Source organism: Mycobacterium sp. IS-1590 (assembly GCF_001500025.1).
GTDB lineage: Bacteria > Actinomycetota > Actinomycetes > Mycobacteriales > Mycobacteriaceae > Mycobacterium.
In genome coordinates this window covers 179,789-204,020 of record NZ_LQIW01000003.1, presented here as the reverse complement: position 1 = coordinate 204,020, position 24,232 = coordinate 179,789, and the positions used below count along the sequence as shown (strand labels likewise).

Below are 24,232 nucleotides of genomic sequence, written 5' to 3'. Positions count from 1 at the left end.
ATTCTGGCGCGTCAGCAAGTCGACATCACAGGCGGCCGCCTCCTCGAAGGCGGCACGCAACGCGGTCACCGCGGCCTCGAGGTCGTCTCCCGACATGCTTCGAACATACATTCGACCACCGACAAAAACGGTTCACGCGTCAGTCGCACGATTGCTCAGGCCCGAGGTCGGCGGTTACGCACTCTCGCTGCGGCGCGACCGTGCGCGAAGCGTCGAATTTCCGCGGCGTGTCGTGTGCAGACGCGCACCGTCGCGGGGATGGGGAGGGCGGGATTCGGCGATGACGTCTTGGTAGTGGCCCAATAGTTCGTCGCAGACCGCCGGCCAGGTGCGCCTCAGCACGCTGCGGCGCGCAGCGATCGAATACCGTTGGCGCTCGGCGATCAGGTGCGCGACGGACTCGGGCAAGCGGGCCTCGAATTCGTCGACTGCCAGCAACAGTCCGGTGCGGTAGGGGGCGATGAGGTCGCGCGGGCCGCCGGCGTCCGGCGCGATGACCGGCAGGCCCGACGCCATCGCCTCCTGTACGGCCTGGCAGAAGGTCTCATGCTCGCCCGGATGCACGAACACATCCATGCTGGCGTACGCGGCGGCCAAGTCATGGCCGTACAGCGCGCCGGTGAATACCGCTGAGGGAAGGAGACTTTGAAGCTTGACGCGGTCGACGCCGTCGCCGACGATGACCACCCGCATGTCGTCTCGGTTCGCGAGTGCCGCCAGACGTTCGACGTGCTTCTCCGGCGCGAGGCGACCGACGAACCCGATGATCGGCTTACCGTCTGGCGACCACCGGCGCCGCAGGTTGTCATCGCGTGCCGACGGCACGAACCCGGTGATGTCGACACCCCTACCCCACTTGTGCACACGCGGAATGTCGTGTGCCGTCAGGTCTTCCATCGCGGCGGTGGACGGAGCGAGGGTCCGGTCGGCCCGGCTGTGCAGATGCCTTGTCCACGCCCACGCGGCGTGGGAAGCGAAGCCGACTCCGTAGCTTTCGGCGAAACCGGCGACGTCGGTCTGGAAGACGGCCACGGTCGGAACACCGAGGTGGCGCGCCGCGTGCAGACCGCCGTAGCCGAGCAACGCCGGTGAGGCCAGATGCACGATGTCGGGGTTGAATCCCCGTAGCACACCGACGATCCGGGGCCGCGGTACGCCCAGCGGCAGCGAGGTGATCTTCGGGAACATCCGCGAGGGCACACGATGGACGCGAACGCCGTCGTGCACGCGTTCGGCGGGCGGCTCGCCGCGCGGCGTGTCGGGAGCGATGACGAGGGCTTCGTGCCCGGTGCGGCGGAGATGCTCGATCACCCGCAGAACCGAGTTGGTGACGCCATTGACATTCGGGAGGAACGATTCTGCGACGATTGCCACGCGCACGACCGAATCGTCTCAGCGCAGCCTGTCGGGAAGGTTGCGGCCAGGAATACGGCACGCGAAGCCCGGTGCGCCAACGGGTGCTGCGACGCGTTCGCGTCGAGTATCGTGCGCACCAGAGAAAGGGCGGTCGACATGCGGTTCTCGCGGGCACTGGCGGTGTTGGCGCTCACCGTGCTGTTCGCCGCCGTCGGCTGCACCAACCACGTCGCCGGCACCGCGAAGCGCGATCCCGCCCAGGCCCCTTTGAAGGTCAGCGAAGACGGTTTCGGAGTGGTGGCCGGATTCGACGACGCATCGGTCAAAATCGAGATCTTCACTGAGCCGCAATGCACCCATTGCGCGGACCTACAAGCCGATTTCGGAGATCAACTCGCCTACTACATCGGCGTCGGACAACTCAACGTCACCTACCGGCCGCTGATCTTCCTCGACGAGACGCCCAAGGGGCACTCGGCGCGGGTGAGCAACGCGCTGTTCCTCGCCACCGGAGGCGGCGCGACCGGCACCCAGTTTCAGCGGTTCGTCGAAGAGCTGTGGGCCAACCAGGATCCGGGCGGACCGGGCCCGAGCGACGACGAGATGGCCGACATGGCCAGCGCGGCGGGCATGCCCGACAAAGCCGTCAAGCGGATCGCCAGTGGTGGGTCCGCGGTGAACATCGTCGAGATGGACGAGAGCAACTTCGGTTTCCTGTACGACGTCGATCCCGAGGCCACCGGCACACCGACCGTCTACGACCTGGTCACCGGCGAGAAGGTCGACATCTACGACAACGACTGGCTCGACAAGCTGATCCAGTCCTGACTGTCAGATCGCGCTCGACAGCTCGGCGGAGTTCCGATCGGGCGTTGGACGCGGTGAGGTTCTGCGCTCGATCAGCGTGACGCCGGCCAGTGCGGCAGTGGCGATCAGCCAGCCGACGACCGCGATCGAACTCGCCGGAATGATCGCCAACGCCGCGTTGCGGTGTTGCACGCGAACGAGATCGGGGTTGTTCGTGTCGTATTCGACGTAGATGTTCATCCCCGTCTCGAGTTCCGACGGATAGAGCACGCCGATTTCCGGGCGGTAGGTGACGCGGTCGGGGGTGACGAACTCGATCGTCGACCGGCGCGGCCCGGCGTCGAGCACCTCGGCGGCGGCGACGCCCATGTGCCGCTCGATCTGGCGGTCATTGCGCCACGCGCCCAACACCATCAGCACCGACTGCAGGGTCACCAGGCATGCCGCGATCACGATGCCGACGCGGATTCGGCGGAACACCCGTTGGCGGTGTGACTCGTCCGGGTCGGCGGTCAGCCGCGGCAGAAACCGGCGCACCCATCGGATGGGCTTCCGCAAGCGGTCCATGGTTGATCGCCTCAACCCAGTGGAAGTCCTCACAGGCGCTGAATCGTTCGCTCCGCTCACAGGAGCTGAATCGTTCGCTCCGCTCACAGGGCAGCCTTGATCGAAGCGTGCAGCGCCCGCAACGACGACCGGTCGGCCTTCACCTCCAGCACCCGCATCCCGTCGTGGGGTTCGCCGAGCGCCTCGGCCAGGTCGTCGGCCTCGAGTTGTCGGCTCTCGACGTGGTAGGCCCGGCACAGCGCGCCCACGTCGACGTCGTGCGGCGTGCCGAAGATGCGCGACGACACGTCGGAGAACCGAGGGTCGCCCTGTTCGAGCAATTCGAAGATGCCGCCGCCGTTGTCGTTGGAGACGACGATGGTCAGGTTGCGCGGCGTCGGCTCCGTCGGCCCGATCAACAACCCCGAGCTGTCGTGCACGAACGTCAGATCACCGAGCAGCGCGATCGTCCGGCCGTCGTGGGCGAGCGCAGCCCCGATGGCCGTCGACACCGTGCCGTCGATACCCGCGACTCCGCGGTTCGATCGCACCTTGACCCCGTGGGTGTTCAGGCCGACCAGCGCCGCGTCACGCACCGGATTCGACGCGCCGAGCACCAACTGGTCGCCGGGCCGGACCGCGTCGGCCACCGCGGCGGCCACGTGCAAACCGGTCTTGAGCGGATGCGCCCGCAGCTGCGAGTGGACCGCCTCCATCGCGTGCCGGTGCACCTCGGCGCATCTGGCGAGCCAGGCCGGGTCGGGGGTGCCCGTGGTGACGGCGCGGGTGCCGGTGGCCTGCGAGTTACCCGACACGTCGGGCCAGCGGGGACCGGTGGTCAGCGCGTACACCGGCACCGACGGGTCGGCCAGCAGCGCCGAGACCGGCCGGTGCAGCGTCGGGCGGCCGAGCATGATGACCTGCTTGGGCCGTACCAAGCGCAGCGCGAAGGGATGCAACGGGTTGTCGGCGGGCGGTGCGGTCGGTTCGGCGACGGTCGGCAGCGCGGCCAGGTTCGGATGCTCGCCCGCGCCGTGCCCGGCGATCACCACGGTGTCCGGCGTCAGGTCGATGTCGAGCGGCTGGTCGAAGGACACCGGTGGGGTGTACGTCCACGGCTTGCCGCCAGGCCTGCCCTGCGGCACGTAGGTCGCCGCCTCGTCCGCATCGGGCACGAGCGGCTCCCGCAGCGGAATGTCGAACTGCACGGGGCCTGCATTGGCAGACCGAGAACCCTTGGCCGCCACGAGAATCCGGCACACCGCGGAGCGCCATTGCGCGTTGAGCACGTCGAGGTGCTCCGGGGATTCCTCTGCCAGGCCCAGGCTGATCGAGGCGCGGACCTGCGTGCCGAAATATCCCAATTGCTCGAAGGTCTGGTTGGCGCCGGTGCCCAGCAGTTCGTAGGGGCGGTTCGCGCTCAGCACGACCAGCGGAACCCGCGCGTAGTTCGCCTCGACCACGGCCGGGCCGAGATTGGCCACCGCCGTCCCCGACGTCATCGCGATGCAGACCGGGGCGCGCTCGGCGATCGCCAGCCCGATGGCCAGGAAACCCGCGGTGCGCTCGTCGATGCGGACGTGCAGTCGGAGTCGGCCCCCACGATCGGCGTCCTGCAGCGCAAAAGCGAGCGGGGCGTTACGCGATCCGGGGCACAGCACAACGTCCCGCACGCCGCCGCGAATGAGTTCGTCGACGACCACGCGCGCCTGCGCGGTCGAGGGGTTCACCACTACAGCTTATCGGCGAAGAAATCGAGCGCCGCTTTGTTGATCGCCTCGGGATGCTCCAGGAAGCCGAGGTGGCCGGCGTCGGGAATCTCCAGGTAACGGCCGTTCGGGATCGCGTCGGCGACCTCGCGGCTCAGGTGCGGGGGCAGCACCAGGTCGTCGGCGAATCCGATGACCAGTGTGGGCGCCGTAATACTTCGGTAAGCGGGCAGCCGGTTGCCCTGCGGCCGAACCTCGATCTGCGCGCGGCCGCCGGGTGTGGGCTTGGTGGGCCACATGACGAACATGTCGATCCAGTCGCGGACCTTGGTGTCGTCGTTGAGCGTTTTGGGCGAGAAGCTCTCCAGCAGGCGTAGTTTCGCGTCGTACTTGGTGGGCAGCACCATGTTGGAGGCGGCGAGCTCGCGCTCGGCGTCGCGGAAGAACTCGCGGGTGCGATCCTCACGGCCACGGGTGGCCATCAACACCGCCCGGTCGACCAGGTCGGGCCGTGCCACCATCAGCTCCTGGGCGATGTAGGAGCCCATCGACACCGAGACGATGCGCACTGGCGCCGCGTCGAGCTTCTCGATCAGCGCCGCCGTGTCGGCCACCATCGTCTCGGTGGTGAAGCCGGTGGCGTTCTCGGTGGCGCCCACCCCGCGGTTGTCGAACGTGATGCAGCGGTAGCCGGCGCGCTGGAACTCGGGCACCTGATGCAGATGCCAGGTTCGGCCCGCACCGCCGTGACCGGCGATGAACAGTACCGATGGGCCGCTACCACGATCGTCGTACGCCAAATTCACCCGACCGACGGTACTCAAATGCCCTCCGCAGGGCGCGGCCCGGGCCATCCGGCAGATCGTGCAGCTCGCACGATATGCGCGTAGCATCAAAACCAGCGGCCTCGATGACTTCGAGAAGAAGCGTGAAATGAAGATCGCAATCAGCGGCGCCGGCGTCGCAGGACCCACATTCGCCCACTGGCTGGTGCGCATGGGCCACGAGGTCACCCTGATCGAGAAGGCGCCGACTTTTCGCACCGGCGGCTATCTGATCGACTTCTGGGGCGTCGGCTACGCGATCACCCAGAAGATGGGTATCGAGGACGACCTCCATGCGGCCGGCTACCGCGTTCGCGAACTGCACATCGTCGACGACGAGGGTCGGGCGTCGACCCGGCTGCGCGTCGACCCGTTGCGCCGAGCGGTGCGCGACCGCTACATCAGCCTGCCCCGCGGCGACCTGGCTGCAGCGATCTACCGGACAGTCGAGCACGACATCGAAACCGTCTACTCAGAGAGCATCACCGCGCTCGACAACAGATCCGATGGTGTCACGGTCGAATTCGAGCACAGCCAGTCACGACAATTCGACATGGTGATCGGCGCGGACGGGTTGCACTCCAACGTCCGTGCGCTCGCCTTCGGTCCGGATGCGCGTTACGAGCGCTATCTCGGCTGTCAGGTCGCAGCGTGTGTGCTCGACGGCTATCGACCGCGCGACGACCTGGTGTACGTGACGCACAACGTGCCCGACCGCCAGATCGGCAGGTTCTCGCTGCGCGGCGACCGCACCCTTGTCCTGTTCATCTTCCGCTCGCCAACGCCCGCCCCAGCCCTTGATCTAGCGTCCTGTAAAGCGTTGCTGCGCAGTGAGTTCGCCGACGCCGGCTGGGAGTCGACACGCATCCTCGATGCCCTTGACGGCGTCGACGACATCTATTTCGACGTGGTCAGCCAGATCCGCATCGATCGGTGGTCGACCGGTCGCGTGGCGCTCATCGGCGATGCGGCGGCGTGTGTCTCGCTGTTGGCGGGCGAGGGCACCGGGCTGGCCATCGCCGAGGCTTACGTCCTGGCCGGTGAGCTGGGCCGGGCGGGTGAAGACATCGGCGCTGCGTTCGAGGCGTACGAGAACCGACTGCGCGAGTTCATCGAAGCCAAGCAGGACGGGGCCCAGCGGTTGATCTCTTTCTTCACGCCCCGCACCAAGCTCGGCATCTGGTTGCGCGATCTGGCGATTCGCGCATTCGGCATTCCGCCGGTCGGCAATCTGGTGGTGGGCCGGACCCTGCGCGACGACATCGCACTACCGGAGTACGAGCCGCCAGAGATCAAACCGCGAAGATGACACCCGATACCGTGACGTCGAATACCGCTGCGAGGCAGAAGGAAGCGATGCCGTCCACCAACGTGCCCGCCGGGGACAGCTTGCCGGAACTCGAGCGCGCCACCCGCGGGCTGCTCGCGCTGAACGTGTCCGCGCTCGAGCAGATGGAGCAGCGGATCGGCCTGGCGCCGCTGCGTGCGCTGCAGGCCCTGGATCGGCTGGGGCCCAGCCTGGTCACCGCTCTGGGCGACGAGCTGGGACTCTTGCCGTCCACCGCGAGCAGGCTCAGCGACCGCCTCGCCGACGCCGGTTACATCACCCGCCGGGTCGCTCCCACCAACCGCCGCGCCACGCTGCTCGAGTTGACCGACGCGGGACGCGCGGTGCTCGACGAGCTGATCAAGCTGCGCCTCGAGGCGTTCGGCGCGGTGACCCGGCAGATGACCGAGCGCGACGTCGCGGCGCTGATGCAAGGTGCACGCGCCTTCACCGCGGCCTACCGGGAACTGACCGAGCGCTCACAGGCCGATCGCACATGAGGAAGCGACGAACTACGCCGAATCCGCCGCTTCGGTGAACGCGACGACCGGGATGCGGCGGCCCGCGGCGCGCTTCTCGTAGTCGGCGTAGTTCGGTACGAACTGTTTGGCCAGCTCGAACAGGCGGTCCCGTTCCGCACCGATGACCTCCTCGCCGATGAAGGTGCCCCGGTAGCCGCGCGCAGACAGCGCGACCCGCGGATTGGCTTTGACATTGTGGAACCACGCCGGGTGCCGGTCGCCGCCGTAGTTGGAGGCGATCGTGATCACACGGCCGGCATCGGTGAAGTACGTCAGCGGCGTGCTGCGCTGTCGGCCGGTCTTGGCGCCCGTGTGCGTCAACAGCACCTCCGGCATCACCAGCGACATCGACACCCGACCGTTGGTCAGGTTGATCACCGCGCGATCCAGCCGCCAGCCGATGCGGCGCAGAAACCACCGCGACGGCGCCAGGCCCATCAAACGGGCGCCCGCACGGACGAACGGCGTCGGCGGATCGGGGCGCACTTCAGGAATCCCCACGAATGCGAGGGTATCGCCGAGGAGCTATCGCGCCGAGACCGCCTTTCTGCGGACCCGTTGCACCGCGGCGGTCCACAGCAGCGCCATCGTCGGGGCCAGCTGTCCCTGTTTGACGGTGTCCCGGCTCAGCAGGGTCGATGCACTCGCCTTGGTCGCGGCCGATGCCTTCGACAGGTGCCCGGAATCGTAGGGCGGCTGCGGGTCGTATTCGATGACGAGCTGCACCGCCTTGGCCTTCGCGTCACCGGCGATCTGCCCGTAGAGCCAGAGGCCGAGGTCGATTCCGGCCGACACTCCTGCGGCCGTGACGATCTTGCCCTCGTGTACCACCCGCTCGTCGGAGACGGTGTCGACACCGAAAGGTTTGAGCATCGGCAACGCCATCCAGTGCGACGTCGCGCGTCGGCCGTCGAGTAGGCCCGCGGCGGCGAGGATGACCGAACCCGAGCACACCGATGTCGTCCAGGTCGATGTCTCGTGGGCCGTGCGGACCCAGTCGAGCACCTTCTCGTCGCGGGCGTGCTGGAAGCTCGACAGGCCACCGGGGATCAGGACGATGTCGGGCGAGGGTGTCTCGTCGAACGAATGAGTGGCCCCGACGAGCAGCACGCCGGAGTCGGCCTCGACCGGCCCCGGCTCATGCCAGACGAACCGCACCTCGGCGTCGGGCAGGTTGCGCAGTACCTCGTAGGGTCCGATGAAGTCGAGCGCGGTGTAGCCGGGGTACACCATGATGGCGATCTGGGTCACGGGTCGTCTCCTGTCTCAGGCGAAGGTCTTGCGATACTGGTCGGGTGAGATACCAAGTCGGCGAACGAAATTACGCCGAAGCGACTCGGCGCTGCCGAATCCGCAGCGGGCGGCGATGACGGTGACGGTGTCGTCGGTCTCCTCGAGCTGACGGCGCGCGGCCTCGGTGCGGATCCGTTCGACGTAGGCGCCGGGCGCCTCCCCCACCTCCTCGGTGAACAACCGGGTGAAATGGCGCGGGCTCATCGCGGCACGACGAGCCAACTCCGTGATGCTGTGCACACCACCGGGTTCGGTCTCGATGGCCTCCTGCACCTCGCGGATGGGCGCCCTCTTGGCGCGCGGCATCCACACCGGTGCGGCGAACTGCGTCTGGCCACCCGGTCTGCGCAGGTACATGACGAGCCAGCGCGCGACCGTCTGCGCGACATCGGTGCCATGGTCGTCCTCGACGAGCGAGAGTGCGAGGTCGATGCCGGCGGTGACACCGGCGGCGGTCCACGTCCGATCGTTACTGCGCACGAAGATCGGCTCGGGATCGACTGTCACCGTCGGGAATTCACGAGAAAGCTGGTCGGTGTAGGCCCAGTGCGTCGTGGCGGTGCAGCCGTCGAGCAAGCCGGCCTGGGCGGCGAGGAACGCGCCGGTGCACACGCTGACGACCCGACGCGAGTTCTGCGCGACGGTCTGGATCCAGTTGATCAGGTCGAGGTCCTCGCGGGCGTCCTGAACTCCGGCACCGCCGGGAAGGACCAGGGTGTCGATCGGTTCGCGGGGGTCCGGTAGTGGTTCGGCGGCAAGCGCCAGACCCGTGCCGGTGGTCGCGGGCTCACCGCCGAGGGTCACCACCTTGGCGACGTACCCCTCACGACCCATACCCCGCAGATAACGGGACGCTCCCGTGAACACCTCGAAGGGGCCGACCAGGTCGAGAGCCTGCACGCCGGCAAAACCGAGAATCACCACCGATCGCATGAAGTCAGTGTTGGCCAACAGCTCGATGGCGTCTAGGCCACGCACCCCACAGATCAGGACAGCGACGGTTGCGCGCGGCTCACCACACCAACGGGGCGAGGTGTTTCAGCGCGTAGGCGCGGACCGCATCACCGTCGTTGACGTCCAGCACCGGCGTGCGTACCTGAGCCAGCGACGCGGCCAACCGGATGTGCAGCTCGCTGACCGCCAGCAGATCGTCGTCGGGCATGGTCGCCCCGGCCGCCTTCAGCGCCCTTGCCATGGCCGCGGAAGCGCTCTCGAGGAATTCCTGGGCCTCGTCGTACATGCCCGACATCGCCGACAGGTCGCCGTCGAGCCGCAGGAACCGGCGCATGACCGGTTCGGCGGTCAGCAGCCGCAGACCCTCGCAGAACGCCGCGACGGCAGCCTCTTTCGCACCGGAGTCGATGCCGACGGTCTGCAGGCGAGCCATCGCGAAGTCGAATGTCTGCCTGCCGAGTTCGGTGATCAGCACGTCGCGGCTCGGGAAGCGTCGATACAGCGTGCTGCGGCTGACGCCGGCTTGGCGCGCGATGACGTCCATGCTGGCCCTTCCGACGCCGACGAGCGCGACCTCCTCGGCGGCCGCCTTGAGGATCGCGGCCTCCTGTTCGGTGCGACTGTCGGTGTTGCGGAGACGGCGCATCGGTCTAGGCTATGCCCGCCGACCGGCCGGGCACGCCGCAGGCGGCGCGAACGAGTCGAGCGTGACCGAGCGGTGGAACCGCACGAGCTTCTCGTACTCCAACCGGTTGCGCGCCAACGGGATCAGCCTCACTTTGTCGGGGAGTACCCGCCACGCCAGTTGCAGGACGCGGGTGTACACCTCGAACTCCCGCTGATGGCGATCCTCCCATTGGAAGCCCGTCATCTCACGGATTCCGGGATGCAGGATCCCGAACGAGCAGATCTTGACCACACGTCCGGCGACAGGCCGCAGCAGCAGCCACGGCGGAGTCAGCGCGACGCGCATCGCGGATGGAATCATCAACGTGGGCAACGGCAGTCGCGTCAGCTGATCGGTGACGCGGCGCAGAAAGGCGTTGTCGGCCAGCTCGTTGTCGACCATCCAGTCGTAGTACTGCACGGCCTCGTCGTAGCTCGCCGGGAGCTTGGCGTGGGTTCCGGGCAGTTCCAATGACCGGAACGCCTCGAGCAACTGCTGATATGCCGCTTCCTTCTCGGCTTCGGTCATGGTGATCGCCGTACAGGGGGTGAACGAGTTCAACACGAGGAACATCCCGCTCACCGCGATCCAGTTCCACAGCTTCGGGTCGAGCGCGCTGTAGCGCACATCGGTGAACGTGCCGTCGCCGCGGCCGCGCACCTCGCGATGCATCCGCTTGAGCCGCTCCCCCTCGGCAGCCCGGTCGTGCGGATCGCCCCAGATCGCGAGGAACGCCGAGAGCCCACTTCGCACCCCTCGATCGGCGAAGTTGGCCTCGAAACGACCGGTCTTGTCGACGGCCGCGGCCACCGGCACCAACGCGACCTCGTCGAAGGCCGCTGCGCCGAAGAAGCCACCCAGTGCGCTCCCGCTGTGTTTTCGGAACTCGCGCATGACCTTTGGGCGGATATCACCGGCGTGGACGGGTGGAGCTTCGGCCGTTTCGGTCATGTCGCCTCCGTAGCTTCTGAAACAGAGACTAGTGATTTGTGTCAACGTGTCAATGGGAGGCAGGCGCGCACCCGGTCGATCCACCATCGGCGGCGCTCGGGAGGTGCGGCCAGCGCCGAAAGACGGGCCGGATCCGGTACGGCAGGCACGGCCGGCAGGTACCCACCCCGGGCACGCAGCGGTTCGGTGACGTCCTCGGCGAACAACCCGCCGGTGCCCAGCCCGCACGCGTGGTGCAGGTCGGGCAGCGCCGCGGCGGCCAACAGGCCGTGGCCGATGCCGACCGCCGAATCCAGCGCACTGGAGACCACGACGGGGATGTCGATCTGCGCGGCGATCGCGAGCATCGCCCGCACGCCACCCAACGGTGCGACCTTGAGCACCGCGACGTCCGCCGCCTTCTCCCGCACCACCCGCAGGGGGTCGGTGGCCTTGCGAATGCTCTCGTCGGCGGCGATCGGGACATCGACGCGGCGACGCAGCTCGGCCAGCTCCGCAACCGTCGCGCACGGTTGTTCCATGTATTCCAGCGGTCCGCCGGCGCTCAGCGCTGCCGCCGCGGCGACGGCTTCGTCGACGCTCCAGCCGCCGTTGGCATCGACCCGCACCGTCGGCACCACGGCCCGCACCGCGTCGACGCGCGCCACGTCGTCGGCCAGCGACTGCCCCGGCTCGGCGACCTTGACCTTTGCGGTGTGCGCTCCGGGGAAGCGCGCCAGCAACTCGGGCACCTGGGCGGGGTCGACGGCGGGCACGGTCGCGTTGATCGGGATCCGATCGCGGTGGAGTCGAGGGGGTGATTCGTAGGCCGCCTCGAGCCCGGAGGCCAGCCAGTGCGCCGCTTCCGGCGGCTCGTATTCAAGGAACGCGCCGAACTCGCCCCACCCGGCTGGACCGTCGATCAGCGCCACTTCGCGGACCGTGATGCCGCGAAAGCGCACCCGCATCGGGAGTGCGACGACGTGCATGCGGTCCAGGACGTCGTCGAGCTGTGGCATGCGCCCATCCTGCCGGTTCCCGATCGCGAGGTTTAACGATCGGGAATCCGGCTACCTTTCAGTTGCTTAACTAATTGTGATTCGTAGTAGGAGTACACGGTGCAACTGAAGACCTTGGTGCCCTCGGCGCTTGCGGTGACGGCGACGGCGGTTGCCGGTGGCCTTGCCAGCAAGGACTCGCAGTCCCTCTGGTATGCCAGGCTGCGCAAGCCGCCGTATCAGCCACCGCGGCAGGCGTTTCCGATCGTATGGCCCATTTTGTACGCCGATATCGCCGTGACCTCGGCGGCGACCCTCGACGAACTCGAGCGCCGCGGTCAGACGCGCGAACGTCGGCGCTACCTCGCCGCGCTCGGGGTGAACCTGGTGCTCAACGGCAGCTGGTCGTGGTTGTTCTTCAACCAGGGCAAGCTCGGCACGTCGGCGGTGGCGGCCGGCGCGCTGGCGGTCAGCAGCGCGGACCTGACCCGCCGTGCCGTGCAGGTGCGCGGCGCCCAGGCTGCGCCGCTGGCGTTGTATCCGCTCTGGTGTGCGTTCGCGACCGCGCTGTCGTCGCACATCTGGTACCTGAACCGACGATGATGCGGCTATTGGAGATCCCGCGCCAGGTCGCGGAGTCGGTGTTCTCGATGGTCGGGATCCGGGTGGGCACCGAAGAGCCCCACTATCTGGCCACGCAACTCTCTCCCCGAGTGGAGATCCGCCGGTACGGTCCCCGCATCGCCGCCGAAACCACCGTGAGCGCCGATGAGGACCGCGCCAGAAACATCGGGTTCCGGCGCCTTGCGGGCTATATCTTCGGCGGCAACCACCGCGACGAGACGATCGCGATGACCGCCCCCGTCAGTCAGCAGTCGCGCGAGAAGATCGCGATGACGGCGCCGGTCGCGCAAGCCCGCGACGGCGAGAACTCGACGATCCGCTTCTACATGCCGTCGAAGTGGACGATGGACACGCTGCCCACTCCGGACGACGAGAAGGTGCGGTTGGTGGAGGTGCCGGGAGAAACGGTCGCGGTGCTGCGGTTCACCGGCGACCGCAGCCCCCGCGCCGTCGCCGAGCGCACCCGCGACCTCTCGGAGACACTGCGCGCCAACGGGATCGAGGCCGTTGGGCCGCCGCAGTCCTGGTTCTACGACCCGCCGTGGACGCTGCCGTTCCGCCGCCGCAACGAGATCGCGATCCCGGTGCGGCCCACCGACTAGACCGTCGCGCGGTCGCGGCCCTCCCAGTACGGCTTGCGCAGCTCCTTTTTCAGGATCTTGCCCGTCGGATTGCGCGGCAACTCGTCGGTGATGTCGACCGTCTTCGGGCACTTGTAGGCCGCTAGCCGTTCGCGGCACCACGCGATGAGGTCGTCCGGTGACACCGAATCCTCGACCGAAACAACGGCCTTGACCACCTCGCCCCACTTCTCGTCGGGCACGCCGATCACCGCGACGTCGGTCACCGCGGGATGCTCGGCGATGACGCGCTCGACCTCGATGGAGTAGATGTTCTCACCGCCGGAGATGATCATGTCTTTGAGGCGGTCCTCGACGAAAATATAACCGTCGGAGTCGATGCGGCCGATGTCTCCGGTGCGGAACCAGCCGTCATCGGTGATCGCCTCCGCCGTCGCCTCGGGTTTGTTGTGGTATCCCTTCATCAGTTGCGGTGTGCGGAACCACAATTCGCCCTGCTCACCTGCCGCTACGTCCTTCAGCGTGTCCGGGTCGACCACCCGGACCTCGGCGCCCGGGATGACCCGGCCCGCGCTGACCAGCCGTTCCTCGGTGCCCGAGCGGTGGTCCTCGGGCAGCAGTTGGCTGATCACCCCGCACACCTCGGTCAGCCCGTACACCTGAATGAAATCGGTGTTCGGCCAGGCCTCCAACGCCGCGCGCAGCAGCGGCAGCGGCATCGGCGACGCGCCGTACACGTACGTCTTCAGGGCCCCGAACAACTTGACCGCATCCTCGCCGGATTCCAGCACCTTGGCCAGCACCGCGGGCACCAGGAAGGTTCGGTTGGCGCCGTTGAGGATTGCGCCGGCCAGCGCGGCGCCATCGACTTCGCGTGTCATCACCGTCGGTACACCGTCGTGAATGCTGAACTGCACGTAGGACGATCCGCCGACATGGAACAGCGGCATCGACACCATGCTCTTGTCGCCCTCGTCGAAGCCCCAGCCGTTGTGCGCGTTGATGGTGTGCGCGATCAGGTTGGCCTGCGTGATCTGCACGCCCTTCGGGCGTCCCGTCGTGCCCGATGAGTACATGATGATCGCCACGTCGTCGGGCTGAACATCGTCGGCGCGCCCGACCGGTGTCGCGTCGGTGAGCAGCGCCTCGTACTCGTCACCGTCACCGCCGTCGGGCGTCACCTCGATGAGGTGTTCGACGTGGGTGAGCTTGTCGCGGATCTTGTCGATCGTCGGCTTCAACTCCGTGCCCACGATCAACAGCTTGGCTCCCGAGTCGGTGAGCACGTAGTCGATCTCATCGGCGGCCAGCCGGAAGTTGATGATCGCCGTTGCCGCGCCCAACGACGCGGCGGCGATGGTCAATTCGACGCAGGCCGGGTGGTTCTTGTCGAGGAAGGCCACCACGTCACCGCGTTTGATACCGCGCTGCTGCAACGCGCCCGCCAGGCGGCGGACCCGGTCGTTCCATTCCGACCACGTCCAGGTGCGGTCGAGGAAGGTCATCGCCTCGGCGTCGGGCTTGGTTTCGGCCCAATGCGCGAGCCGTTCGTCGAGGAATCGCGGGTCATGCAGGTCAGACATGGGGGAAGCCTAGCGACCGACGTGGTCTGGTCAGTCGCCTTTGCGGTAAACCTGTCGGCCGGCCAGATACGTGGCCTGCACCTGCAGATCGGCGATCTCCTCGGGCGCCACCGTGCGCGGGTCGGCCGACAGCACCACCATGTCGGCGTACTTGCCCACTTCAAGCGAGCCGACCACATCGTCGGCGAACAGCTGGTAGGCCGCGTCCACTGTCTGCGCCCGGATCGCCTGCTCGACGGAGATCCGCTGCTCCGGGCCGATCACCCGCCCGCTCGGCGCCGTGCGGGTGGCCGCGACGCTGATGTTGCGCAGGGGTTCTTCGGGGGTGACCGGCGGATCGTTGTGCAGCGAAATCCGCATACCCGTGGCGACCGCGGATCCGCATGGCATCCAACGGCTTCCGTGTTCGGTGCCGAACAACCCGTCGACGATGATGTCGCCCCAGTAGTGGATCTGGTCGACGAACACGCTGCAGACGACGCCGAGGTCGTGCGCGCGTTGCAGCTGATCGTCGCGGATGGCGCCGACGTGCTCGAGCCGCAGCCGGTGATCGTCACGGGGCCAGCGCCGCAACGCTTCTTCGTAGACGTCGAGGATGGTGTCGACGCCCGAGTCACCATGCACGTGGCAGGCCATCGCCCAGCCCTTGGGGAAGTAGGCGTGCACGATCTCGGTGAGCTGCTCGCGGGTGTAGTTGGCGTGTCCGCAGGATCCTGGTGCGACGCCGATGGTGCGCGTGGCGTCGGTGTCCAAGTACGGAAAGGACAGGTCGATGTTGCCGACCCACGGTGACCCGTCGACCCAGATCTTGATCCCGACTTGACGGAGCAGGTCGTCGCCGGCGCCCGGGGTCGCGTCGGTGGACATCTGGGCATTGGAGATCTCGTAGAGTCGCAGCCGCACGCTCAGTTCGTCGCGCAGCGCATCGACCACCGGACGGAACACCGGGTCGAAGGCCATCTCCGAGCAGGTGGTCAGCCCGGCGGCGTTGAGCCGCTGCAGTTCGGCGTGCAGCATCGCCGGATAGTCGGCGGGATCGATCACGCCCGCCAGCAGGCTGAACACCGCGGCGGTCTCCTCGGCGGTGCCGTCGAGCTCACCATCGGCGTCGCGGCCGTACCGCGCGCCTTTGGGGTCGGGGGTGTCGCGGGTGAGGCCGAAACGTCGGGCGGTGGCGCTGTTGAAGTAGGCCTTGTGCCCCGAGTTGTGCACGATCACCAACGGGGTGTCGGGGGCGACGTCGTCGAGCCAGGCCAACGTCGGCGCCGGTAAGCCCGTCTGCAGCAGCGGATCCCAGCCGTTGAGGTATGCACCCTCGGGGCCGCGGTTGGCAACCTCGGTCTTGATGGCGGCGACCACGTCGTCGGCCTTGGGCAGTGTGACCGGCCGGATGTCGACCATCCGCTCGGACAGCACGATGGCCTCCATCAGCGGATGGCCGTGCGCCTCGACGAATCCTGGCATCACGCACCCGTCCACGTCGCGGATCTCGGTCTCGGGGCCGATCCAGCCGTCGATCTCGTTGCCGCTGCCCACGGCGACGATGCGGCCGTCGCTCACCGCGAGCGCCTCCGCGGTCGGCCGGCTTTCGTCGACCGTCAGGATGGTTCCACGGATGATCAGGTCAGCGGGCATCGCTGCTCCTCGTGTCGGCTTTGGTACGGCCCCAGAAGTCGGTCAGCCCGAGATCGGTCGATGTGACCCGGCCGTCGGGCCGCAGCACGATCAGACGGTTGTCGTTGGAAGGCTCGAAGGCGGGCGGGGTGGGCGTCGCGACGACGAGGATGTCCCCGTCGGGCGTGGCGGTCACCCGCTTGACGTCATCGAGGTCAGCCACCACCGCCATCGTTTCCCCCGACCCGATGTCGATCAGCAAAAGTGACTCTCGCCCATCGGCGTTCGGGTCGTCGCCGCGCACGAGCACCACGCCGCTCACGGTACCCAGTGGCGCTGCGGCCGAGTGGTGCTTCGTGAACATGTCTGTGCCTTCGGCGAGTTGTTCTGCGGTGGCGAGCGCCGCAGGGGTGCGCACGATCTCGTAGACGAGTTCGGGGCGGGTCACATCGTGGATGCGGGTGAGCACCTCGGTGCGTCCGTCGGGCCATTCGCGGGTCAACACGCCCGTCTGCCGGGACAGGTGCACCGCGCCGCCGTCGGGAAGCGCCATGCGCTTCGGCGTGGCCGTTGGGTCGACGTCGATCATCTCGAATGCCGCGTCGCGCGTGGGCGCCGCGTCGGCGAGCAGTGTGCCGCGCCAGTTGTCGGCCACATCGTGGGGCGTAGGCGTGGCTTCGGTTGTGCCCAGCGGGATGTGGACGACGGCGCCCGACTGGGTCAGCGCGATGACAGCGCCGAGGTCCGGGTCGACGTGGTAAGCCATGTAGGCCTGCACGTAATCGTTGCCCAGACCGGGGATCTGGTCGTTCTGCATGACGATCCGACCGTCCTCGACGGCAACGATCGACAATCCGTAGTCGGTGGCGACGTAAGCGAGGCCGTCGGCGACGGCGAGTACGGCCCGTTCCCAGCCGCTCTTGCCGTGCAACTGGACATCCCACAGCAGTTCGCCGGTGTGAAGCGACACCGCGGCCAAACGCTCCTGCCATACGTCGTCGGTACCGAATGGTGCCGAGCGCACACCGCCGGTGCGGCCGTACGCCGCCAGCACGGCGGGGTGACCGGCGACGGTGGCGAAGCCCACGACGGGGCCGACACTGGGCATCGGATCGCCGAGCACCCGCGGGACGGCGTACATCCCGAGCAGGGCGCCGACCACCACCACGGCGAATCCGAGCGAACGTGCGATACCCATGACCGATTGTCAGCGACCCGGTCTAAGCCCGCTCTGGCTCGGTGATGAGGAATCTCCCAAAACTCCGATGAAAAATTCGTGCGGCCCGTGTCGAATCCAGTGAGAGCCCGTTCGACGTAGTCGTGAGGGCGCGAAAACCCGCCCCGTCAGAAGCGACTAGAAGGAGACAGACAAATGGCGCGATACATGCTGATCATGCGGGTCACCCCCGAGGCCGAAGCTGCGTTCGCCGACGCCAACGTGGACTTCAACGAGGTCATCGAGTCGATGGGCCGCTACAACGAGGAGTTGATCAAGGCCGGTGTGATGCTCGCCGGCGAGGGCCTGACCGGGCCGGAGGACGGCTTCGTCGTCGACTTCGACTCCGACCCGCCGGTGGTGACCGACGGCCCGTACACCGAGGCCAAGGAGCTGTTCAACGGCTTCTGGATCATCGACGTCTCCTCAAAGGAGGAGGCCAAGCAGTGGGCCCAGAAGTGCCCACTGGGGCCCGGCGTGAAGCTCGAGGTCCGGCTGGTCGGCGAGACCGACCAGTTCCCGCAGGACAACCCCTGGATCAAGAAGGAGATCCAGTGGAAGGCCGAGCTGGCGGAGAAGGTCGCGGCGCAGGCACGGGCCGAGGCCGACAAGTTGGCGTGAGTCCTTGCTGAGCGCGAAGGCGACGGTCGCTAGGTGGCGCGGATCCGGATGGGTCCGCGCCACTCGCCCTTCGGGTCGAGCACCTCACCCTTCTGGGTGATCTCGACGTCGCCGTCGCGGGCGAGGGCGCGGGCGGCCTCGCGGGCGTCGTCCATCAGGTCGCGCCAGGCGTCGCCGCCGACGGCGCGAGCCGCATCCGACGGGCAGATCGTCTTGTGCGGGCCGCGCTCGCGGGAGAGCCTCAGGATCGTCTCGCGGAGCCGCTGCCGGGCATCGGTGCTCACCGGCCGAACCCTACGCGTTACGCGCCGGCGCAGACCCCGGAGTCGCGGATCACGCTGCCGTAGACGTTGGCGGTCGCGATGTTGGCGTTGATCTGCCCCGACGGCATCTGCTTCTTGATCTTGTCGCTGATCTGAGTGAACTGAAACCACAACCGGTAGATCGAATCCCCATGAAACACCGGCGAATACTCGCTCTGGTCCGGGTAGTTGATGATGAACAATGTGTGTGCGCGGGGGTCGAGGAATGCGGCGGACTGGTCGAGGTTGGCTGCGACGATGTCCCCCGCCTGGCTGACCCCGGGCCGCGTCCAGTCGTCGCCCTGATCGGCGAGGAAACGCTGAAACCCGTAGACCTGGCCCATCAGCTGTTCGTACTGCGCGTTGAACCACTGGCATGAATCACGCATCGCCGTGATCTGCTCCGGCGTGACCCGGATCTGCCACAGGTTGTACGGGAACACGGTGTAATCGGGCTGCCAATCCGACGGATGCGGTGTGAACACCGGCAGCGTCGGGGCGGCGGGTTCGGCCCGGATCACCGGTGCGAACAACAGCAATCCGACCAGTATCGCGGCAAGCGCCCGAATCATGCTCAGGTACCGCCGAATTCGGGGCGCAGGATCGGCGCGAGCGCCGACAGCGGGATGTGGGCCTGCACGGTGCCGCCGTCCATCGCCCACTGCGGGAGCCCCGGGCTGAAGTTGATCGGCCGGTCCCGGGCCACCGGGTAGTCCGGCATGTAGAGGATCAGTTCATCTGGAGTGAGCGCCCACGCTTTGTACGCACCGGAGTAGACCTTGTCCGGGGTCCAGCGGTCCGGGGTGAACGGATAGGTGCCGGACTGGTGCGGCGGCGGTGCGGCGTCGAGTGCGGCGACGATGAACGGCTCGCCCAGGAGCGGGATCTCGGTCATGTGGTCGACGCCCGGTTTGAACAGGTCGGCCAACTGCAGCCGCCGACCACCGGCGAAGGTGAAGGTGCGGTAGGCGTCGCTTATGATCGGCGCGTTCGGGTGCGCGAGGGCGTCGGTACCGACTGTCCCCGAGTACATCTCGTGGAAGACGACCGTCATCGCGCCGCCGTGCTGAAATATCTGGAAGTGCTGCTCACCGAAACTGTCGTGGACCGTCAACTTCGCGGCGTCGCGCCAGTTGTTCATCAGGTTGGTCAGGTACTCCCGGATCGTGGGGTTGTCCACCAGATCGCCGGGCAACGCCATCTTGATGTTGCGCGTCGCTTTGCGCTCCGAGACCACCGACGTGCTGCAGAACTGCCCGTCCCAATGCCCGCCGAGCTCCGCGCAGAACGAGGGCGCCGACGCGGAGGCGGCGGGTGCGACGGCCACCGCCGCGGAAATCACGGTCACCGCGGCCAGTGCCGAGCTCAGCAGGCGCATCTCACGTCTCCCCACGTCCTCACGGCAATTCGACTTTGCTTGCCCGCCAACGTCCGTCGACGTTCTCCATCGTCATCTTGATGCGGCTGCGGTCGATGCGCGGATCGGGCACGTTGGTGTTGGTGACGGACTGGTCGACGAACAGCAGCACGACCGCCTTTTCTTTGGTCGCCGACTGGACCGCCGATTCGAGCACCACCCCGTGCGCGGACGCCTTGTTGTCGATCAGCAACTGGCGCAGTTGGCTGCTGGACTGTGAGTACATGTCCTTGAACTCGCCGGTCGCCCCGTCGAGCACCGCATCGAAGTTCTCGTCGACCTTCGCCGAGTCGATGCTCGTCAGGATCTGCGCGTAGGTCACCGCTGCCACTCGGGCCTGTTCGCCCGCCTGCGCGATCTGCCGCTCCTGCCACAGTTGCCAACCCAGGAACCCGGTTGCGCCGAGCAGCACCACGAACGCCAGGACCAGCGCCCCGCGCAGCACCGGGCGGCGCCAGTTGCGTGCGGTGCCTTCGCCGTTGAAGTCGTCGTCGTCGGAGCCGTCGTCGGCGCTGCTCTCGGCAGCCTTGGCATCGGCTTCGGCGGCGTCGGACTCGACCGTGGTATCGGCTTCCGGCGTCGGGTCGGCGGCGTCGGGCTTGTCGGTCTCGTGGTCTCGGTCGGTACTCACGGGCATCGTCATCTCCTCACGGATAGGCGTCGATCAGCGGGGCGGCTCGATCGGAAGCGTCGGGCCACCGTAGGGCGTCGGAATCGTGTAGCGCCCCTTCGGGGTTGGGTCCATCTGTCGGCCGAGGTCGGCACCCGGGGGTGGCCCGGCGGTATCGTCTCCGGCCGGCCGTGGTGCGTTCTTCGCCCCGCGCACCAGTACTCCGGGGTGGTCGTCGCGGCAGTAGGTGTACATGAACGGTTCGGGGTAGTCGGCATTCGACGGCGGCAGCTTGGGCGTGCCGTAATCGCATGTGTAGCGCGGATAGATCTCGGCGGTTCCCCACAGTCCGCCGCTGTGCATCGCCGCGCCGAGTGCGTCGAGCACCGATGTGCGGTGTTTCGGGAACAGTGCGTTCAGCGCCGGCACCCGCAGGTAGAGCAATCGGGACGTGGTGCTCAGATTGCCCAGTAACTGCACCATGGTGTCGGAGTTGTCGACGAACAGGTTGTCGACGTGGTTCAGGACGCCAGGGGTCTGGTCGGTGAGCCGACGATAGCCGTCGCGCATCTTGTTGATCCCGACGAAACTCTCACTGAGATTGTCTGAGGCAACGCCTATTCCGGCGTTCTTGTCGGCGGCGAGGGTGAACACCACCTGGCTGGTCCGCAGCAGGGAACTCGTCTCGGGCAGGACCGAATCGAGGGTGGACAGCAGGAAGGTGCCGCCGTCGACGATGTCGGCCAGCTTCTGCGGACCGGCTTCGCTGAGACTGAGTTCTCGTCTGATGAGTTCGAGCTTCTCGGTGTCCGCCTGGGCCAGCGCCCCGTCGGCGTTGGCGAGCAGCTCGGCCAGGCTCACCGGGATCGTGGCCTTGCCCTGCCCGACCACTGCGCCGTCTGCGAGGAACGGACCCGTCTGCTCGTCGGGGACGAAGTCGATGTACTGCTCGCCGGCCGGTGACAGCCCCGAGACCCGCACGGCGGACGATTTCGGGATCTGCGTCGTTGAGTTGACGGTCACGACCGCGTTGACGCCGCCGGGCGTGATGTCGAGCCGTTCCACGCGGCCGATCCGTACTCCCCGCAGCGTCACATCCTGGTTGGGCAACAACCCGGCCGAAGCCGGCAGTTCGACGGTGAGCCGGTACGTCGACGCGAGCGGATTCACCTGCAGCGCACCGAACAACAGATATGCGGTCGCCACCACGAGCGTCATGACCAACGCCAGCGCCGACAACCAGGCCCGGCGACGGTAACCGAACCGGACGAGGCCGACGATCCGGTCGGCGGCACCGGTGATCATCGTGGAGCCTCGGCGGGCAGCGGGGCCGGCGACGGCGGCGCTTGGGAAGCGACCGGCGGAGCTTGGCCAGGGGCGGCGGGCGGAGCTTGGCCGGGGGCGGCAGCCTGCTGGGGCCCGTGCTGGGGCGCCACGATGATCTCACCGGGTTCCGTCGGGCTGGGGATCACCGGGACCTGCGGTACCCCGGGCCCCCTGCCGACGACCCGCTCCTGCAACCGAAACAGCGTGTACTGCAGCGTGCCCACCAGCTGATGCCAATCGTGGCGCTTGGGACCGTGTAGCCCGGGGTCGCCGGCGTATCCGATGTCGGGGATGGACCCCAGGACCAATCGGTCGACGCTGGCGTCCAGCGCGATCGAGCTGCTGGTCAACGTCTTGAGGAACGGCGGCATCAGCCGATTGAGCGCATAGAGGGTGGCGCCGGGAGCCAGTGCGACGTCGTTCCACGCGCGCGCAACGGTGTTGGCATCCGCGATGACACTGCGCCCGCTGGTGTCGGTGCCCGCAATCGACGGGAACTTGCGCATCTGGTTCGAGACATCGCCGAGCTGTTGAACGAGATCGGCGATCTGGGTGGTGTGTGCCGCCAATGTGTCGGTGGCCGGGCGGGCTTCGGCCATCACGTCGGCGATCACCTGGTTCTTGGCGGCGATCGAGTTGGCCAGCCGCGAGGTCTCGGTCATCGCGGTCGAAATCTCCTCCGAACGCGCGTTGAGCGTGCCGAGCGTGTCGTTGGTCTTGCGGATCAGGGCGCCGAACGCCTGGCCCTCGTCACCGGTCGCCTTACCGAGTCCGTTGATGATGTTGGTGAAGTTGCGCACCGCACCGCCGTTGACCAGGATCGCGGCCGAACCCAACACCGATTCGACCGTGGCCGCGGCGGTCGTCGACTCCAGGGGAATGGTGTCTCCGTCCTTGAGCAGCGGCGTACCCGGTTCGACGAAACTCGGTGGCTTGATCGCCACGAACACGTCCCCGAGCGGTGTCGCAGAACGTAATTCGGCGGTACTGCCCCGCGGCAACTGCACGCCGTCCATGATGCGCAACGTGGTGACCGCGGTGTAGTTGCGGGCGACCATCGACTCCATCTGGCCGACATCGGCACCGGCCAGTTTCACCTTGGCGTTCGCCGGCAGGTTCAGTGCGTTGGAGAACACGGCGGTCACTCGGTATCCGCCCGAGCCCACACTGGGTGCCGGCAGCGGCAGACTCGACAGACCCTCGGTGGCGCAGCCGGAGACGGCAAGGCACGCGCTCATCGCCAGTGCGGCTGCCAGCCGCCGGCGGTTCCGGGCGGTCGTCATCACTTCTGTCCCATTGCCGCGAGCCCCTCGAGCATGTACGTCAACCCGAAATCCGGTCCGAAGTCCTGCAACGTCCCTGTGCTGCAACCCAGCTGGCGCAGGCCCATCATGTTGCAGACCTCCTTGATCAGCTGGTTGTCGAACAGGACCTTGTCGGTGACCACCTTCACCCGCAGTGCGCCGTTCTTCTGGTCGGCGACGTTGTAGAGGTTGTCCAGGGTCATCGGCGCGAGGTCGAGGAACTCCATCAGATCGCGTTCGTGGTCGACCGCGGTGTTCAACACGATGTCGCCGTTGGCGACGAGGTCTTTGATGGATTCCCGGTGCTTTTCCAGCACTTCGCCGGTGTTGGTCAGCACCTCGTTGATCTTCTTACCGGTGGTGCCGCTGCCGAGTTCCTCGTCGGCCAGGATCTGGCTCAGTGCCCGCACGGACGAACCGAACTCCCGCATCATCGAGTCGTTGCGGGCCGCCGCCTCCGACAGCGAACTCACGTTGCGGACGATGGTGGTGAGCTGATCCTTGGTCACGGTGCCGCGATCGGCGCTGAGCCGCAACGCATGCGACAGTTCACCCAGCGCGTCCTTCATCTGCTGGCCGTTGCCGTCGACGATCGCCGCACTGGCGTCCACCACATCGGCGATCGGGCCGTCTCCCTTGCCATCACCGTGCAGCGACAACGCAAGCTTGTCGAGAACGTCGAGGACCCTGGCGAATTCGACCGGTGTCCGGGTGCGGTTCAAACCGATGGTGTCGTGGTTCTGCAGGGTGGGGCCGTCGCGGTAGGGCGGGGTCAACTCGATCTGGCGATCGGTGAGGATCGAGTTCGAGATGGTGGCGGCCTGGACGTCGGCGGGCACCTTGACATCCTTGTCGACGGTGAAATCGACCTCGACGTAACCACCCTTGGTGGTGATCTTGGTGACCTTGCCCACCGGCATCCCGAGGACCGCGACCACATTGCCCTCGTATAACCCTGCGGCGCTGTCGAATTGGGCGGTGACGGTGATGGTGTCGAGCTGATCCACTGCGAACTTGACCACTACCACGGCCGCGGCCAGTGCTACGGCGAGGCCGACGGCGACCACCGCGATGATCTTGGACCTGGTGCTTTTCACACTCG

26 protein-coding genes are annotated in these 24,232 nt (G+C 67.3%); 6 read left to right on the top strand and 20 right to left on the bottom strand.

The annotated features are described in order from the left end of the window. Positions 1–174: 174 nt before the first annotated feature. Positions 175–1,380, bottom strand: coding sequence for a glycosyltransferase family 4 protein (locus tag AU197_RS04860; RefSeq protein WP_082696502.1), 1,206 nt, complete (start codon positions 1,378–1,380; stop codon positions 175–177). 132 nt (positions 1,381–1,512) lie between these two features. Here AU197_RS04860 and AU197_RS04855 point away from each other — a divergent pair, with 132 nt between their 5' ends. Next, a complete protein-coding gene (locus tag AU197_RS04855) occupies positions 1,513–2,184 on the top strand; it encodes a DsbA family protein (RefSeq protein ID WP_064401379.1) in 672 nt (223 codons plus the stop codon). A gap of 3 nt (positions 2,185–2,187) precedes the next feature. On the opposite strand, the gene AU197_RS04850 is transcribed toward AU197_RS04855, so the two are convergent. The 3 genes from AU197_RS04850 to AU197_RS04840 all read right to left on the bottom strand — a co-directional run bounded on the left by AU197_RS04850 (position 2,188) and on the right by AU197_RS04840 (position 5,224). Further along, positions 2,188–2,730: a DUF3592 domain-containing protein gene (locus AU197_RS04850; protein ID WP_064401378.1), complete on the bottom strand. Its 543-nt coding sequence runs from the start codon at positions 2,728–2,730 to the stop codon at positions 2,188–2,190. Between the two features lie 83 nt (positions 2,731–2,813). After that, positions 2,814–4,439, bottom strand: a complete 1,626-nt coding sequence (gene menD, locus AU197_RS04845; protein WP_064401405.1) for a 2-succinyl-5-enolpyruvyl-6-hydroxy-3-cyclohexene-1-carboxylic-acid synthase — start codon at positions 4,437–4,439, stop codon at positions 2,814–2,816. Between the two features lie 2 nt (positions 4,440–4,441). After that, positions 4,442–5,224: an alpha/beta fold hydrolase gene (locus tag AU197_RS04840; protein WP_064401377.1), complete on the bottom strand. Its 783-nt coding sequence runs from the start codon at positions 5,222–5,224 to the stop codon at positions 4,442–4,444. Between the two features lie 127 nt (positions 5,225–5,351). On the opposite strand from AU197_RS04840, the gene AU197_RS04835 reads away from it, so the two are divergent. Further along, the gene (locus AU197_RS04835) at positions 5,352–6,551 is read left to right on the top strand and encodes an FAD-binding domain (protein ID WP_064401404.1); all 1,200 of its coding nucleotides are present in this window, start codon (positions 5,352–5,354) and stop codon (positions 6,549–6,551) included. Beyond that, positions 6,548–7,069 (top strand): MarR family winged helix-turn-helix transcriptional regulator, encoded by a 522-nt coding sequence (locus AU197_RS04830; protein ID WP_231744820.1) that lies wholly within the window; start codon positions 6,548–6,550, stop codon positions 7,067–7,069. The genes AU197_RS04835 and AU197_RS04830 overlap by 4 nt, the downstream gene beginning before the upstream one ends. A 12-nt stretch (positions 7,070–7,081) precedes the next feature. Here the strand turns inward: AU197_RS04830 and AU197_RS04825 are convergent, their stop codons facing one another. The 6 genes from AU197_RS04825 to AU197_RS04800 form a co-directional block, all read right to left on the bottom strand. Next, positions 7,082–7,591, bottom strand: coding sequence for a nitroreductase/quinone reductase family protein (locus AU197_RS04825; protein WP_064401375.1), 510 nt, complete (start codon positions 7,589–7,591; stop codon positions 7,082–7,084). 24 nt (positions 7,592–7,615) lie between these two features. Continuing rightward, positions 7,616–8,341 carry a DJ-1/PfpI family protein gene (locus AU197_RS04820; protein ID WP_064401374.1) on the bottom strand — a complete coding sequence of 242 codons (726 nt, stop codon included), beginning with the start codon at positions 8,339–8,341 and terminating at the stop codon, positions 7,616–7,618. Between the two features lie 15 nt (positions 8,342–8,356). Next, positions 8,357–9,316 (bottom strand): GlxA family transcriptional regulator, encoded by a 960-nt coding sequence (locus AU197_RS04815; protein ID WP_064401403.1) that lies wholly within the window; start codon positions 9,314–9,316, stop codon positions 8,357–8,359. Positions 9,317–9,395: 79 nt separating this feature from the next. Continuing rightward, entirely contained in the window at positions 9,396–9,983 is a 588-nt protein-coding gene (locus tag AU197_RS04810; protein WP_064401373.1) for a TetR/AcrR family transcriptional regulator, read from the bottom strand. A 9-nt stretch (positions 9,984–9,992) separates the two neighbouring features. Beyond that, positions 9,993–10,955, bottom strand: a complete 963-nt coding sequence (locus tag AU197_RS04805; RefSeq protein ID WP_064401372.1) for an oxygenase MpaB family protein — start codon at positions 10,953–10,955, stop codon at positions 9,993–9,995. Between the two features lie 41 nt (positions 10,956–10,996). After that, positions 10,997–11,953: an o-succinylbenzoate synthase gene (locus tag AU197_RS04800; protein WP_064401371.1), complete on the bottom strand. Its 957-nt coding sequence runs from the start codon at positions 11,951–11,953 to the stop codon at positions 10,997–10,999. A 99-nt stretch (positions 11,954–12,052) separates the two neighbouring features. Between AU197_RS04800 and AU197_RS04795 the strand changes: the two genes are divergently transcribed. Together AU197_RS04795 and AU197_RS04790 are read left to right on the top strand one after the other, a co-directional pair. Continuing rightward, complete coding sequence (locus AU197_RS04795; protein WP_064401370.1) at positions 12,053–12,535, top strand: TspO/MBR family protein; 483 nt, start codon at positions 12,053–12,055, stop codon at positions 12,533–12,535. Next, complete coding sequence (locus tag AU197_RS04790) at positions 12,535–13,158, top strand: SOUL family heme-binding protein (protein ID WP_082696507.1); 624 nt, start codon at positions 12,535–12,537, stop codon at positions 13,156–13,158. The genes AU197_RS04795 and AU197_RS04790 overlap by 1 nt, the downstream gene beginning before the upstream one ends. On the opposite strand, the gene AU197_RS04785 is transcribed toward AU197_RS04790, so the two are convergent. From AU197_RS04785 to AU197_RS04775, 3 genes are read right to left on the bottom strand one after another with little or no spacing between them, the layout of a single operon-like run. After that, positions 13,155–14,720 carry a long-chain-fatty-acid--CoA ligase gene (locus tag AU197_RS04785; RefSeq protein WP_064401368.1) on the bottom strand — a complete coding sequence of 522 codons (1,566 nt, stop codon included), beginning with the start codon at positions 14,718–14,720 and terminating at the stop codon, positions 13,155–13,157. The genes AU197_RS04790 and AU197_RS04785 overlap by 4 nt on opposite strands. 30 nt (positions 14,721–14,750) lie before the next feature. Beyond that, complete coding sequence (locus tag AU197_RS04780) at positions 14,751–16,355, bottom strand: amidohydrolase (protein WP_064401367.1); 1,605 nt, start codon at positions 16,353–16,355, stop codon at positions 14,751–14,753. After that, the gene (locus tag AU197_RS04775; RefSeq protein WP_064401366.1) at positions 16,345–17,532 is read right to left on the bottom strand and encodes a PA2928 family protein; all 1,188 of its coding nucleotides are present in this window, start codon (positions 17,530–17,532) and stop codon (positions 16,345–16,347) included. The genes AU197_RS04780 and AU197_RS04775 overlap by 11 nt, the downstream gene beginning before the upstream one ends. A gap of 174 nt (positions 17,533–17,706) precedes the next feature. On the opposite strand from AU197_RS04775, the gene AU197_RS04770 reads away from it, so the two are divergent. Then, complete coding sequence (locus AU197_RS04770; RefSeq protein WP_064401365.1) at positions 17,707–18,171, top strand: YciI family protein; 465 nt, start codon at positions 17,707–17,709, stop codon at positions 18,169–18,171. A 29-nt stretch (positions 18,172–18,200) separates the two neighbouring features. Here AU197_RS04770 and AU197_RS04765 read toward each other — a convergent pair whose 3' ends face one another. Genes AU197_RS04765 through AU197_RS04735 form a run of 7 tightly spaced genes read right to left on the bottom strand, consistent with a single transcriptional unit; the run spans position 18,201 to position 24,227 of the window. Beyond that, positions 18,201–18,455, bottom strand: a complete 255-nt coding sequence (locus AU197_RS04765) for a DUF3253 domain-containing protein (RefSeq protein WP_064401364.1) — start codon at positions 18,453–18,455, stop codon at positions 18,201–18,203. A gap of 17 nt (positions 18,456–18,472) precedes the next feature. Then, entirely contained in the window at positions 18,473–19,045 is a 573-nt protein-coding gene (locus AU197_RS04760; protein WP_064401363.1) for a hypothetical protein, read from the bottom strand. Positions 19,046–19,047: 2 nt separating this feature from the next. Beyond that, the gene (locus AU197_RS04755; RefSeq protein ID WP_064401362.1) at positions 19,048–19,851 is read right to left on the bottom strand and encodes a mannan-binding protein; all 804 of its coding nucleotides are present in this window, start codon (positions 19,849–19,851) and stop codon (positions 19,048–19,050) included. 19 nt (positions 19,852–19,870) lie between these two features. After that, positions 19,871–20,533: an Rv1363c family protein gene (locus AU197_RS04750; RefSeq protein ID WP_082696501.1), complete on the bottom strand. Its 663-nt coding sequence runs from the start codon at positions 20,531–20,533 to the stop codon at positions 19,871–19,873. 21 nt (positions 20,534–20,554) lie between these two features. Beyond that, positions 20,555–21,805 (bottom strand): MlaD family protein, encoded by a 1,251-nt coding sequence (locus AU197_RS04745; RefSeq protein WP_064401361.1) that lies wholly within the window; start codon positions 21,803–21,805, stop codon positions 20,555–20,557. Continuing rightward, entirely contained in the window at positions 21,802–23,109 is a 1,308-nt protein-coding gene (locus tag AU197_RS04740) for an MCE family protein (RefSeq protein ID WP_064401401.1), read from the bottom strand. The genes AU197_RS04745 and AU197_RS04740 overlap by 4 nt, the downstream gene beginning before the upstream one ends. Then, entirely contained in the window at positions 23,109–24,227 is a 1,119-nt protein-coding gene (locus AU197_RS04735) for an MCE family protein (RefSeq protein WP_064401360.1), read from the bottom strand. The genes AU197_RS04740 and AU197_RS04735 overlap by 1 nt, the downstream gene beginning before the upstream one ends. Positions 24,228–24,232: the final 5 nt, after the last annotated feature.

Excerpts from the sequence above, each read along its gene's own strand:
- AU197_RS04855 (WP_064401379.1), top strand. The coding sequence starts at position 1,513 with ATGCGGTTCTCGCGGGCACTGGCGGTGTTGGCGCTCACCGTGCTGTTC.
- AU197_RS04850 (WP_064401378.1), bottom strand. The coding sequence starts at position 2,730 with ATGGACCGCTTGCGGAAGCCCATCCGATGGGTGCGCCGGTTTCTGCCG.
- AU197_RS04835 (WP_064401404.1), top strand. The coding sequence starts at position 5,352 with ATGAAGATCGCAATCAGCGGCGCCGGCGTCGCAGGACCCACATTCGCC.
- AU197_RS04830 (WP_231744820.1), top strand. The coding sequence starts at position 6,548 with ATGACACCCGATACCGTGACGTCGAATACCGCTGCGAGGCAGAAGGAA.
- AU197_RS04815 (WP_064401403.1), bottom strand. The coding sequence starts at position 9,316 with ATGCGATCGGTGGTGATTCTCGGTTTTGCCGGCGTGCAGGCTCTCGAC.
- AU197_RS04810 (WP_064401373.1), bottom strand. The coding sequence starts at position 9,983 with ATGCGCCGTCTCCGCAACACCGACAGTCGCACCGAACAGGAGGCCGCG.
- AU197_RS04805 (WP_064401372.1), bottom strand. The coding sequence starts at position 10,955 with ATGACCGAAACGGCCGAAGCTCCACCCGTCCACGCCGGTGATATCCGC.
- AU197_RS04800 (WP_064401371.1), bottom strand. The coding sequence starts at position 11,953 with ATGCCACAGCTCGACGACGTCCTGGACCGCATGCACGTCGTCGCACTC.
- AU197_RS04790 (WP_082696507.1), top strand. The coding sequence starts at position 12,535 with ATGCGGCTATTGGAGATCCCGCGCCAGGTCGCGGAGTCGGTGTTCTCG.
- AU197_RS04785 (WP_064401368.1), bottom strand. The coding sequence starts at position 14,720 with ATGTCTGACCTGCATGACCCGCGATTCCTCGACGAACGGCTCGCGCAT.
- AU197_RS04780 (WP_064401367.1), bottom strand. The coding sequence starts at position 16,355 with ATGCCCGCTGACCTGATCATCCGTGGAACCATCCTGACGGTCGACGAA.
- AU197_RS04775 (WP_064401366.1), bottom strand. The coding sequence starts at position 17,532 with ATGGGTATCGCACGTTCGCTCGGATTCGCCGTGGTGGTGGTCGGCGCC.
- AU197_RS04770 (WP_064401365.1), top strand. The coding sequence starts at position 17,707 with ATGGCGCGATACATGCTGATCATGCGGGTCACCCCCGAGGCCGAAGCT.
- AU197_RS04760 (WP_064401363.1), bottom strand. The coding sequence starts at position 19,045 with ATGATTCGGGCGCTTGCCGCGATACTGGTCGGATTGCTGTTGTTCGCA.
- AU197_RS04755 (WP_064401362.1), bottom strand. The coding sequence starts at position 19,851 with ATGCGCCTGCTGAGCTCGGCACTGGCCGCGGTGACCGTGATTTCCGCG.
- AU197_RS04750 (WP_082696501.1), bottom strand. The coding sequence starts at position 20,533 with ATGACGATGCCCGTGAGTACCGACCGAGACCACGAGACCGACAAGCCC.
- AU197_RS04745 (WP_064401361.1), bottom strand. The coding sequence starts at position 21,805 with ATGATCACCGGTGCCGCCGACCGGATCGTCGGCCTCGTCCGGTTCGGT.
- AU197_RS04740 (WP_064401401.1), bottom strand. The coding sequence starts at position 23,109 with ATGACGACCGCCCGGAACCGCCGGCGGCTGGCAGCCGCACTGGCGATG.